The following is an 11,546-nucleotide window of genomic DNA, read 5'->3' as shown; positions in this document are numbered from 1 at the left end:
GGTCAGCGATCTTGTCGGGGTGACCTTCGGTCACGGACTCCGAGGTGAACAGGCGACGGGACACAACGCTCCCTGGGGTTGCAGCGGCTGCTGGCTGATCATGGGCGGACGGCACGGGGAGCTGCACCCGGCGTCGTCCGAGAACAGTTTATCGGTCGCGTTCGGTCACGGGACCCCCGTCTCGTCTCTCGGGAGGGCTGTGACCTGCGGCACGGGCATTCTGCCCAATGGCGAGCGGCCTTGGCCAGGAGTGCCACGCCCGGATGCGCGAGGCCCGGGCGTGTCCCGGGCGGAGGAAATCTTCAGCTCAGCCGCGCGGCGACCAGGTCCCACACCGTGTCGGCCAGGGCCTCCTTCGGCCCGTGCGGCACGGGGGTCTCGCTGCCGTCGGCGCCGAGCACCACGGCCTCGTTCTCCTCGGAGCCGAACGTCCTGCGCTCCCCCACCTCGTTCACCACCAGCAGATCGCATCCCTTGCGCTTCAGCTTGGCGCGGCCGTTGGCCAGCACCTCGTCCGTCTCGGCGGCGAAGCCGACGATCACCTGGCCGGGGCGGGCGCGGCTGCCCGAGATCTCCGCGAGGATGTCCGGGTTGCGCACCAGGGCGACGGGCTCGGGGTCCCGGTCGTCCTTCTTCTTGATCTTCCCGGCGGCGTAGACCGCCGGACGGAAGTCCGCGACCGCCGCCGCCATGACCACCGCGTCGGCGTCGGCGGCCGCTCCCAGCACCGCCTCGCGCAGCTGTACGGCCGTCCCCACGGGCACGACGTCCACACCCGCCGGATCCGGCAGCGAGGTGTTCGCCGCGATCAGCGTGACGCGGGCGCCGCGCGCGGCGGCGGTGCGGGCGAGGGCGTAGCCCTGCTTGCCGGAGGAGCGGTTGCCGAGGAAGCGGACCGGGTCCAGGGGCTCGCGGGTGCCGCCGGCGCTGACGACGACGTGCCGGCCCACGAGGTCCGGCTCGGCCGCGCCCCGGGCGAGCACGCGGCGGCAGACCTCGAAGATCTCCGCCGGGTCGGGCAGGCGGCCCTTGCCGGTGTCGGCGCCGGTGAGCCGGCCGACGGCCGGTTCGAGGACGACGGCGCCGCGGCGGCGCAGCGTCGCCACGTTCTCCTGGGTGGCCGGGTGCTCCCACATCTCCGTGTGCATGGCGGGGGCGAAGACGACCGGGCAGCGGGCGGTGAGCAGGGTGTTGGTGAGGAGGTCGTCGGCGAGGCCGTGGGCGGCCCTGGCCAGCGTGTCCGCCGTGGCCGGGGCGACGACCACCAGGTCGGCGTGCTGGCCGATGCGGACGTGCGGGACCTCGTGGACGTCGTCCCAGACCTCGGTGGAGACCGGGTTGCCGGAGAGCGCGGACCAGGTGGCGGCGCCGACGAAGCGCAGCGCGGAGGCGGTGGGGACGACCCGGACGTCGTGACCCGACTCCGTCAGCCTGCGCAGCAGCTCGCAGGCCTTGTACGCGGCGATGCCGCCGCTGACCCCCAGAACGACCTTCGGCTTGTCCACCGTCTCTCCCCGGACCTCGGAAACGTGCGCCGCGGCTCCCGGCGCGGGAGTCCATCACACACCACAGGCCCGGCAGTCGCGCTGCCGGGCCTGTGGAGAAGTCAGCTACGGACTGAGCACACTACTGCCCCGGGCCCTCGACGGCCTCGGAGGTCAGCAGCCCCGCGTTGATCTCGCGCAGGGCGATCGAGAGCGGCTTCTCGTGGACGTGGGTGTCGACGAGGGGACCGACGTACTCGAGGAGACCCTCGCCGAGCTGCGAGTAGTACGCGTTGATCTGACGGGCACGCTTGGCCGCGTAGATCACGAGGCTGTACTTCGAGTCGGTGGCCTCGAGGAGCTCGTCGATCGGCGGGTTGATGATGCCCTCGGGCGCGGAGATGGAAGAGGACACGCTCTACCTTCCGATGGATGGGAAAGAATCAGTCAGGATCAGCGACGATCACACGACGTCCATCAAGGCTAGCAGCTCGCGCGCCACGTCCTCGACGGAGGTGTTGACCAGGGTCTCGTCGAACTCCGGCTCGGCCGCCAGCTCGATCCTCGCCGCCGCGAGACGGCGTTCGATCACCTCGGGCGGCTCGGTCCCGCGTCCGGTGAGTCTGCGCACGAGCTCCTCCCAGGAGGGCGGAGCCAGGAACACCAGCCGGGCCTCCGGCATGGACGCGCGGACCTGCCGCGCGCCCTGCAGGTCGATCTCCAGCAGGACCGGCTCGCCCGCCTCCAGGCGCTCCAGCACGGCCGTACGCGGCGTGCCGTAGCGGTTGCCGGCGAACTCGGCCCACTCCAGCAGTTCGCCGTTGGCGATGAGCTTGTCCATCTCCTCGTCGGTGACGAAGAAGTAGTGGACCCCGTGCTGCTCACCGGGCCGGGGCCTGCGCGTCGTCGCCGACACGGAGAGCCAGACCTCGGGATGTTCCTTGCGCATATGGGCGACGACCGTGCTCTTGCCGACCCCGGAGGGGCCGGAGAGCACGGTCAGCCGCGGACGTTCACTCATGCAGCGATTATTCCAGCAATCCCGGCGGACCCGGGACTCCCTTCCGGCCGCGGCCGGGGTCAGGAGCCCGTGCTGCCGAACTCGCGCTCCAGGGAGGCGATCTGGTTGGAGCCGAGGCCGCGCACACGACGGCTCTCGGAGATGCCGAGTCGCTCCATGATCTGCTTGGCGCGGACCTTGCCCACGCCCGGCAGGGACTCAAGGAGGGCGGAGACCTTCATCTTGCCGATGACGTCGTTCTCCTGGCCCTGCTTGATGACCTCGTGGAGGGAGGCGCCGGAGTGCTTGAGTCGATTCTTGACCTCGGCCCGCTCCCGGCGAGCCGCGGCGGCCTTTTCGAGCGCGGCTGCGCGCTGTTCAGGGGTAAGGGGCGGAAGAGCCACGCCTACGTCACCTCGGATGTCGAACTGTCGGATACGGACCGGTGAGGAACCTAGTCGCCCCACACCTGGGGAGCCACGAACAACACGCTTGCCCGCTGTCTCCTCCTGCCCCGAGGGCACGGAGGTGCTCCCACTCGTCGGAGACTAGCGGGCAAGTCCGCCAGAGTCAGCGAGAACAGCGGAAAAGTCCTGGTCAGCCTCCGTGAGGTCGGGCATTGAGGACATAATGCCCTCGTTTTGAGCTTGTATCCAGGCCCGGGCCGGCCCCGAGCCGTCCGATGGGGGACTCCCGCATTCCACCACGGCGTCCCCGCAGGGGTCACCCGGGGGCGACCGCGGCCCGGATCTCCTGCGCGAACCGGTCCGCGGCGGCGCGCAGCGCGCCGGCGTCCGGACCGTGCCGCAGCACGCCCCGGCTGACGTTCGGCACGACGTTGCGCACCGCGGCGCGGAACACCCGGGGGAGGTCGGCCGGGGTGGCCCCCTGGGCGCCGATGCCGGGCGCCAGGAGCGGGCCGTTGATGTCCAGGTCGTACGCGGACAGATCGCCGAGCGTGGCGCCGACCACCGCGCCGAAGGAGCCCAGGGGCGCCTCCCCCGCGTTCTCGGCGGCCAGGTGGGCCAGCATGGTGGCGCCGACGCCGCGGCCGTCGGCGCGGACCGCGTGCTGGACCTCGCCGCCCTCCGGATTGGAGGTCAGCGCCAGCACGAACAGCCCCGCGCCGCTCTCGCGCGCCAGCGCGACGGCCGGGCTCAGCGAGCCGTAGCCGAGGTACGGGGAGACGGTGAGCGCGTCCGAGAACAGCGGGGCGTCCCGGTGCAGGAAGGACTCGGCGTACGCGGCCATGGTGGAGCCGATGTCGCCGCGCTTGGCGTCCATCACGACCAGCGCGCCGGCCTCCCGGGCCTCGCGCACCGTCGTCTCCAGGACGGCGATGCCGCGCGAGCCGAACCGTTCGAAGAACGCGCTCTGCGGCTTGAGCACGGCGACCCGGCCGGCCAGCGCCTCGACGACGGTGCGGCTGAACCGCTCCAGGCCCGCCACGTCGTCGGCCAGGCCCCAGTCGGCGAGCAGCGAGGCGTGCGGGTCGATGCCGACGCACAGGGGGCCGCGCTCGTCCATGGCGCGGCGCAGCCGCGCTCCGAAGGCCTCGGTCATGCCGTCCTCCTCACATCGGCGCCGACCGCGTCGGCGAGGGTGGCGTACGGGCTTTGGCGCAGGCGTGCGGCGAGCCCCTTGTGGACGGCGCGGGCCCAGAAGGGACCCTCGTAGACGAAGGCGCTGTAGCCCTGGACGAGCGTGGCGCCGGCGAGGATGCGCTGCCAGGCGTCCTCGGCGGTCTCGACGCCGCCGACGCCCACCAGGGTGATGCGGTCGCCCACGCGCGCGTAGAGGCGGCGCAGCACCTCCAGGGAGCGTGCCTTCAGGGGCGCCCCGGACAGCCCCCCGGTCTCCTTCACCAGGGACGGCGGGGCCGTCAGACCGAGTCCCTCGCGCGCGACGGTGGTGTTCGTGGCGATGATCCCGTCCAGGCCCAGCTCGACGGCGAGGTCGGCGACGGCGTCGACGTCCTCGTCGGCGAGGTCCGGCGCGATCTTCACCAGCAGCGGGACGCGGCGGTCCGGCACCCGGCGGTCGGCGGCCTCGCGGACGGCGGTCAGCAGGGGGCGCAGCCGGCCGACGGCCTGCAGGTCGCGCAGGCCGGGCGTGTTGGGCGACGACACGTTCACGACCAGGTAGTCGGCGTACGGCGCCAGCCGCTCGGCCGACTTCACGTAGTCGCCGACGGCCTCGGCCTCCGGCACCGCCTTCGTCTTGCCGATGTTGACGCCCACCACGGTCCGGAAGACGGGCCTGCGGGCGGCCAGCCGCGCGGCGACGTCCAGCGAACCGTCGTTGTTGAAGCCCATGCGGTTGATCAGCGCCCGGTCGGCGACGAGCCGGAACAGCCGCTTCCTGGGGTTGCCGGGCTGCGGCTCCCCCGTCACGGTGCCGATCTCGACGTGGTCGAAGCCGAGCATCGCCATCCCGTCGATGCCGACCGCGTTCTTGTCGAAGCCGGCGGCGAGCCCGAAGGGGCCGTGCATGCGCAGCCCGAACGCCTCGGTGCGCAGCTCCTCGTGGCGGGGCGCGAGCGCGGCGGCGAGGAAGGTGCGCAGCACCGGGATGCGGGCGGCCAGGCGGATCCAGCGGAAGGCCAGGTGGTGGGCCCGCTCGGGGTCCATCCGCTGGAAGACCAGGCGGAAGAAGAGCTTGTACATGGTGTGGGTGTCCCGGGTGTCCTCGTCCAAGGGCCCGTGGGAGGGCTGTGAAAGGGGGTTCATGACGAGGGGGACACCGTTGCCGGTGTCCCCCTCGGGTCCGTCAGTCGCGGGCCGCGATCAGGAATTCCGCGTGTTCCTGGAGGGAGCGGACGCCGACGTCGCCGTGGTGGAGGGCGTCGATGCCCTGCACCGCGGCGGCCAGGGCCTGGACGGTGGTCAGGCAGGGCACGGAGCGGGCCACGGCCGCGGTGCGGATGTCGTAGCCGTCCAGGCGGCCGCCGGTGCCGTAGGGGGTGTTGACGATGAGGTCGACCTCGCCGTCGTGGATGAGCTGGACGATGGTCTTCTCGCCGTTCGGGCCGGGACCCTCGGACTGCTTGCGCACCACGGTGGCGTGGATGCCGTTGCGCTTGAGCACCTCGGCGGTGCCGGAGGTGGCCAGCAGCTCGAAGCCGTGCGCGACCAGCTCACGCGCCGGGAAGATCATCGAGCGCTTGTCCCGGTTGGCGACCGAGATGAACGCCCGCCCCTTGGTCGGCAGCGGCCCGTAGGCGCCCGCCTGGGACTTGGCGTAGGCGGTGCCGAAGACGGAGTCGATGCCCATCACCTCGCCGGTGGAGCGCATCTCCGGGCCCAGGACGGTGTCGACGCCCCGGCCGGAGGCGTCCCGGAACCGGCTCCAGGGCAGCACGGCCTCCTTGACGGAGATCGGCGCGTCCAGCGGCAGCTCGCCGCCGTCCCCGCGGGCCGGCAGCAGTCCCTCGGCGCGCAGCTCGGCGATGGTCGCGCCCAGCGAGATCCGGGCGGCCGCCTTGGCCAGCGGCACCGCGGTGGCCTTGGAGGTGAAGGGCACGGTGCGCGAGGCGCGCGGGTTGGCCTCCAGGACGTAGAGGATGTCCCCGGCCATGGCGAACTGGATGTTGATCAGGCCGCGCACGCCGACCCCGCGCGCAATGGCCTCCGTGGAGGCCCGCAGCCGCTTGATGTCGAAGCCGCCCAGCGTGATCGGCGGCAGCGCGCACGCGGAGTCGCCGGAGTGGATGCCGGCCTCCTCGATGTGCTCCATCACACCGCCGAGGTACAGCTCCTCGCCGTCGTACAGCGCGTCGACGTCGATCTCGATCGCGTCGTCGAGGAACCGGTCCACCAGCACCGGCCGGGACGGGCCGATCTCGGTCGACTCCGCGATGTAGGACTGGAGCCGGGTCTCGTCGTACACGATCTCCATGCCCCGCCCGCCCAGCACGTAGGAGGGGCGGACCAGGACCGGGTAGCCGATCTCGTCGGCGATCGCCTTGGCCTCGGCGAAGGTGGTGGCGGTGCCGTGCTTGGGGGCCGGCAGGCCCGCCTCGGCCAGCACCCGCCCGAAGGCGCCCCGGTCCTCGGCCGCGTGGATCGCCTCCGGAGGCGTGCCGACGATGGGCACGCCGTTGTCCTTCAGCGCCTGCGCCAGGCCCAGCGGGGTCTGCCCGCCCAGCTGCACGACGACGCCCGCGACGGGGCCGGCCTGCCGCTCGGCGTGCACGATCTCCAGCACGTCCTCCAGCGTCAGCGGCTCGAAGTACAGCCGGTCGGAGGTGTCGTAGTCGGTGGAGACCGTCTCCGGGTTGCAGTTGACCATCACCGTCTCGTACCCGGCCTCGCTCAGCGCGAAGGAGGCGTGCACGCACGAGTAGTCGAACTCGATGCCCTGGCCGATACGGTTCGGCCCCGACCCCAGGATGATCACGGCCGGCTTCTCGCGTGGGGCGACCTCGCTCTCCTCGTCGTAGGAGGAGTAGAAGTACGGCGTCTTCGCGGCGAACTCCGCCGCGCAGGTGTCGACCGTCTTGTACACCGGGCGGATGCCCAGCGCGTGCCGCACCTCGCGCACCACGTCCTCGCGCAGGCCGCGGATCTCGGCGATCTGCTGGTCGGAGAAGCCGTGCCGCTTGGCCTCGGCGAGCAGGTCCGCGGTCAGCTCCGGGGCGGCCGCCAGGTCGTCGGCGATCTCCTTGATCAGGAAGAGCTGGTCGACGAACCAGGGGTCGATCCGCGTGGCCTCGAAGACCTCCTCCGCCGTGGCGCCCGCGCGGATGGCCTGCATGACCGTGTTGATCCGGCCGTCGGTGGGGCGCCGGGACTCCTCAAGCAGCCGGTCCTTGTCGCCGGGGTCGCCGACGAAGGTGAACTGGCTGCCCTTCTTCTCCAGCGAGCGCAGCGCCTTCTGGAACGCCTCGGTGAAGTTGCGGCCGATCGCCATCGCCTCGCCGACCGACTTCATCGTCGTCGTCAGCGTCGAGTCGGCCTGCGGGAACTTCTCGAACGCGAACCGGGGCGCCTTGACGACCACGTAGTCCAGGGTCGGCTCGAAGGAGGCCGGCGTCTCCTGCGTGATGTCGTTCGGGATCTCGTCGAGGGTGTAGCCGACGGCGAGCTTGGCCGCGATCTTGGCGATCGGGAAGCCGGTCGCCTTGGAGGCGAGCGCCGAGGAGCGCGACACGCGCGGGTTCATCTCGATCACGATCACCCGCCCGTCGGCCGGGTTCACCGCGAACTGGATGTTGCAGCCGCCGGTGTCCACGCCGACCTCGCGGATCACCGCGATGCCGACGTCCCGCAGGATCTGGTACTCCCGGTCGGTCAGCGTCATCGCCGGCGCCACCGTGATCGAGTCACCGGTGTGCACGCCCATCGGGTCGAAGTTCTCGATGGAGCAGACGACCACGACGTTGTCGTGCTTGTCGCGCATCAGCTCCAGCTCGTACTCCTTCCAGCCGAGGATGGACTCCTCCAGGAGCACCTCGGTGGTGGGCGAGAGCGCGAGGCCGGTGCCCGCGATGCGGCGCAGCTCCTCCTCGTCGTGCGCGAAGCCGGAGCCGGCGCCGCCCATGGTGAAGGAGGGGCGGACCACGACCGGGTAGCCGCCGAGCTCCTCGACGCCGGCGAGGACCTCGTCCATGGTGTGGCAGATGACCGAGCGGGCGGACTCGCCGTGTCCGATCTTCCTGCGGACCTCCTCCACGACCTCCTTGAACCGCTCGCGGTCCTCGCCCTTGTGGATGGCCTCGACGTTGGCGCCGATGAGCTCGACGCCGTACTTCTCCAGGACCCCGCTCTCGTGCAGCGAGATCGCGGTGTTGAGGGCCGTCTGGCCGCCCAGGGTGGGCAGCAGGGCGTCCGGCCGCTCCTTGGCGATGATCTTCTCGACGAACTCGGGGGTGATCGGCTCGACGTAGGTGGCGTCGGCGATCTCCGGGTCGGTCATGATCGTCGCCGGGTTGGAGTTGACCAGGATGACGCGCAGGCCCTCGGCCTTGAGCACGCGGCACGCCTGGGTGCCGGAGTAGTCGAACTCGGCGGCCTGGCCGATGACGATCGGGCCGGAGCCGATGACCAGGACGGACTGGATATCGGTGCGCTTAGGCACGCTGGCCCTCCATGAGCTTCACGAAGCGGTCGAACAGGTAGGCGGCGTCGTGCGGGCCGGCCGCCGCTTCGGGGTGGTACTGGACGCTGAAGGCCGGCTTGTCGAGGAGCCGGAGGCCCTCCACCACGTTGTCGTTGAGGCAGACGTGGGAGACCTCGGCGCGGCCGAAGGGGGTCTCGGAGACCTCGTCGAGCGGGGCGTCGACGGCGAAGCCGTGGTTGTGCGCGGTGACCTCGACCTTGCCGGTCGTGCGGTCCTGCACGGGCTGGTTGATGCCGCGGTGGCCGTACTTCAGCTTGTAGGTGCCGAAGCCCAGCGCGCGGCCCAGGATCTGGTTGCCGAAGCAGATCCCGAACAGCGGGGTGCCGCGCTCCAGGACGCCCTGCATGACGGAGACGGGGTGGTCGGCGGTGGCGGGGTCGCCGGGGCCGTTGGAGAAGAACACCCCGTCCGGGTCCACGGCGTACACGTCCTCGACGGTCGCCGTGGCGGGCAGCACGTGCACCTCGATGCCGCGCTGGGCCATGCGGTACGGGGTCATGCCCTTGATGCCCAGGTCGACCGCGGCGACGGTGAGCCGCTTCGCGCCGATCGCCGGGACGACGTACGGCTCGGTGGTGGCGACCTCGGCGGACAGGTCGGCGCCCGTCATCTGGGGAGCCTCCTGGACGCGGGCCAGCAGCGCGGCGTCGTCCCGGATCGCGTCGCCGCTGAAGATGCCCACGCGCATGGCGCCCCGCTCGCGCAGGTGCCGGGTCAGCGCCCGGGTGTCGACGCCGGCGATGCCGACCACGCCCTGCGCGGCCAGTTCCTCGTCCAGCGTGCGCCGGGCGCGCCAGCTGGACGGCACGCGCGCGGGATCCCGTACGACGTACCCCGCCACCCAGATCCGCTTCGACTCGGGGTCCTCGTCGTTGACGCCGGTGTTGCCGACGTGCGGGGCGGTCATCACCACGACCTGGCGGTGGTACGACGGGTCGGTGAGGGTCTCCTGGTAGCCGGTCATCCCGGTGGAGAACACCGCCTCGCCGAAGGTCTCCCCCACCGCTCCGTAGGCACGGCCGCGGAAGATCCGGCCGTCCTCCAGGACGAGTACGGCGGGAGTCTTTCCGGCTCCCCTTGTGGAGGTCGTCATCGTTCGGCGCCTTCCGTCGTGTTCGTGTTGCTCATGGAGTTGATCGCGTCGACCCACGCGCTGTGCTCGGCCGCCCGGTCGGAGCGGAAGCCGGAGTCGATCAGTTTCCCGCCGTGGGCCCAGGTCACCACGAGGAGACCGCCCTCGGTGAGGACCTTGCCGGCGATGCCCTTGTCGAGCCGGGCACCGCGCAGCGCGGCGGCGGGGACGAAGAAGTCCGTCGCGCCGGGGCGCACGACGTCCAGGCCCGCGTCCGTCAGCGTGAGCTCGACACGGCTGCGGGTGCCCAGGCCGTGCGCCACGATGCGGTCCAGCCACTGCCCGGCGGTGGTCGAGCCGTGGTAGCGGCCGCTCGTCGTCAGTCTCGGCTCGCCCGGTTCGCCGGGCGCGACGGGCAGGTCGGGCAGGTCGCCCTGGAGGGTGCCGCGCCACTTCCAGCCCTCGCGCATCAGCCAGTAGACGAGCGCGACGAACAGGGCGAGGCCGACGACCCAGCCGATGCGGGCCGCCCAGTCGGTCACTTCCGCCGATTCCCTCTCGGCGGCCAGCAGGATCACAGGTGTCACGTGAGCTTCCCGTCGACGAGCGTGGCCTTGCCCCGCAGCCAGGTGTGCGTCACACGGCCCGGCAGCTCGCGCCCCTCGTAGGGGGTGTTGCGGCTGCGCGAGGCGAAGTCCGCGGGGTCCACCCGGCCACGGTATGCCGTGTCGACCAGGACGAGGTTGGCGGGCTCACCTGCCGAGACGGGACGGCCGTGCCCGGTGGCCCGTCCGATCCGCGCGGGCGTGAAGGACATCCGGTCGGCGACGCCGGCCCAGTCCAGCAGGCCCGTGTCGACCATGGTCTCCTGGACCACCGACAGCGCGGTCTCCAGGCCGACCATGCCCATGGCGGCGGCGGCCCACTCGCAGTCCTTGTCCTCGTGCGGGTGCGGGGCGTGGTCGGTGGCGACGATGTCGATCGTGCCGTCGGCGAGCGCCTCGCGCAGCGCCATCACGTCCCGCTCGGTGCGCAGCGGCGGGTTGACCTTGTAGACCGGGTCGTAGGTGCGCACCAGCTCGTCGGTGAGCAGGAGGTGGTGGGGGGTGACCTCGGCGGTGACCTGGATGCCGCGGGACTTGGCCCAGCGGACGATCTCCACGGACCCGGCGGTCGACAGGTGGCAGATGTGCACGCGGGAGCCGACGTGGTCGGCGAGCAGGACGTCGCGGGCGATGATCGACTCCTCGGCCACCGCGGGCCAGCCGCCGAGCCCCAGCTCGGCGGAGACGACGCCCTCGTTCATCTGGGCGCCCTCGGTCAGGCGCGGCTCCTGCGCGTGCTGGGCGACGACGCCGCCGAAGGCCTTCACGTACTCCAGGGCCCGGCGCATGATCACGGCGTCGTGGACGCACTTGCCGTCGTCGGAGAAGACGGTGACGCCGGCGGCCGACTCGTGCATGGCGCCCAGCTCGGCCAGGTTGCGCCCCTCCAGGCCGACGGTGACGGCGCCGACGGGCTGCACGTCGCAGTAGCCGTGCTCCCGGCCGAGCCGCCAGACCTGCTCGACGACGCCGGCCGTGTCGGCCACGGGGAAGGTGTTCGCCATGGCGAACACGGCGGTGTAGCCGCCGGAGGCCGCCGCGCGCGTGCCGGTGAGCACGGTCTCGGAGTCCTCACGGCCGGGCTCGCGCAGGTGGGTGTGCAGGTCGACCAGGCCCGGCAGCAGCACCTTGCCGTCGGCCTCGACGACCTCGGCGCCCTCGGCGCTCAGGCCCGCGCCCACCTCGGCGATGGTCCCGCCGTCGATCAGCACGTCCTGCGGCGCGCCGCCGAGCACCTTCGCACCGCGGATCAGGGTCTTGCTCAT

The 11,546-nt window shown here is 71.9% G+C and carries 11 protein-coding genes; all 11 read right to left on the bottom strand.

Going from position 1 to position 11,546, the window contains the following annotated elements; all coding sequences use genetic code 11:
- Positions 1-64, bottom strand: a 64-nt coding sequence (locus tag ABD363_RS22400; protein ID WP_308434842.1) for an S-adenosylmethionine synthetase N-terminal domain-containing protein, incomplete at its 3' end; no start/stop codon positions are given.
- Positions 65-302: 238 nt separating this feature from the next.
- On the bottom strand, positions 303-1,505 hold the full coding sequence (gene coaBC, locus ABD363_RS22395) for a bifunctional phosphopantothenoylcysteine decarboxylase/phosphopantothenate--cysteine ligase CoaBC (protein WP_344606375.1): 1,203 nt from the start codon (positions 1,503-1,505) through the stop codon (positions 303-305).
- A gap of 121 nt (positions 1,506-1,626) precedes the next feature.
- Complete coding sequence (gene rpoZ, locus ABD363_RS22390) at positions 1,627-1,899, bottom strand: DNA-directed RNA polymerase subunit omega (RefSeq protein ID WP_004933985.1); 273 nt, start codon at positions 1,897-1,899, stop codon at positions 1,627-1,629.
- Positions 1,900-1,947: 48 nt separating this feature from the next.
- On the bottom strand, positions 1,948-2,505 hold the full coding sequence (gene gmk, locus ABD363_RS22385) for a guanylate kinase (RefSeq protein ID WP_344606373.1): 558 nt from the start codon (positions 2,503-2,505) through the stop codon (positions 1,948-1,950).
- Between the two features lie 59 nt (positions 2,506-2,564).
- Complete coding sequence (locus ABD363_RS22380) at positions 2,565-2,888, bottom strand: integration host factor (protein WP_003977346.1); 324 nt, start codon at positions 2,886-2,888, stop codon at positions 2,565-2,567.
- 319 nt (positions 2,889-3,207) lie between these two features.
- A complete protein-coding gene (gene pyrF, locus ABD363_RS22375; protein WP_344606370.1) occupies positions 3,208-4,047 on the bottom strand; it encodes an orotidine-5'-phosphate decarboxylase in 840 nt (279 codons plus the stop codon).
- The gene (locus ABD363_RS22370; protein WP_344606381.1) at positions 4,044-5,150 is read right to left on the bottom strand and encodes a quinone-dependent dihydroorotate dehydrogenase; all 1,107 of its coding nucleotides are present in this window, start codon (positions 5,148-5,150) and stop codon (positions 4,044-4,046) included. The genes pyrF and ABD363_RS22370 overlap by 4 nt, the downstream gene beginning before the upstream one ends.
- A gap of 103 nt (positions 5,151-5,253) precedes the next feature.
- Positions 5,254-8,562: a carbamoyl-phosphate synthase large subunit gene (gene carB / locus ABD363_RS22365; protein ID WP_344606368.1), complete on the bottom strand. Its 3,309-nt coding sequence runs from the start codon at positions 8,560-8,562 to the stop codon at positions 5,254-5,256.
- Positions 8,555-9,697: a glutamine-hydrolyzing carbamoyl-phosphate synthase small subunit gene (gene carA / locus ABD363_RS22360; protein ID WP_344606366.1), complete on the bottom strand. Its 1,143-nt coding sequence runs from the start codon at positions 9,695-9,697 to the stop codon at positions 8,555-8,557. Before carA ends, carB begins: the two co-directional genes overlap by 8 nt.
- Positions 9,694-10,263, bottom strand: coding sequence for a PH-like domain-containing protein (locus tag ABD363_RS22355; protein WP_344606364.1), 570 nt, complete (start codon positions 10,261-10,263; stop codon positions 9,694-9,696). Before ABD363_RS22355 ends, carA begins: the two co-directional genes overlap by 4 nt.
- Positions 10,260-11,546, bottom strand: a complete 1,287-nt coding sequence (locus ABD363_RS22350; protein ID WP_344606363.1) for a dihydroorotase — start codon at positions 11,544-11,546, stop codon at positions 10,260-10,262. The genes ABD363_RS22355 and ABD363_RS22350 overlap by 4 nt, the downstream gene beginning before the upstream one ends.

Source organism: Streptomyces glaucus, assembly GCF_039533365.1.
Lineage (GTDB): Bacteria > Actinomycetota > Actinomycetes > Streptomycetales > Streptomycetaceae > Streptomyces > Streptomyces glaucus.
The sequence above is the reverse complement of the archived record's forward strand: the minus strand, read 5'-3'. Positions and strand labels throughout refer to the sequence as shown.

Bases quoted from the DNA above. Each gene is read 5' to 3' on its own strand.
- pyrF (WP_344606370.1), bottom strand. From the start codon at position 4,047: ATGACCGAGGCCTTCGGAGCGCGGCTGCGCCGCGCCATGGACGAGCGC.
- ABD363_RS22350 (WP_344606363.1), bottom strand. From the start codon at position 11,546: ATGAGCAAGACCCTGATCCGCGGTGCGAAGGTGCTCGGCGGCGCGCCG.
- ABD363_RS22370 (WP_344606381.1), bottom strand. From the start codon at position 5,150: ATGTACAAGCTCTTCTTCCGCCTGGTCTTCCAGCGGATGGACCCCGAG.
- gmk (WP_344606373.1), bottom strand. From the start codon at position 2,505: ATGAGTGAACGTCCGCGGCTGACCGTGCTCTCCGGCCCCTCCGGGGTC.
- carA (WP_344606366.1), bottom strand. From the start codon at position 9,697: ATGACGACCTCCACAAGGGGAGCCGGAAAGACTCCCGCCGTACTCGTC.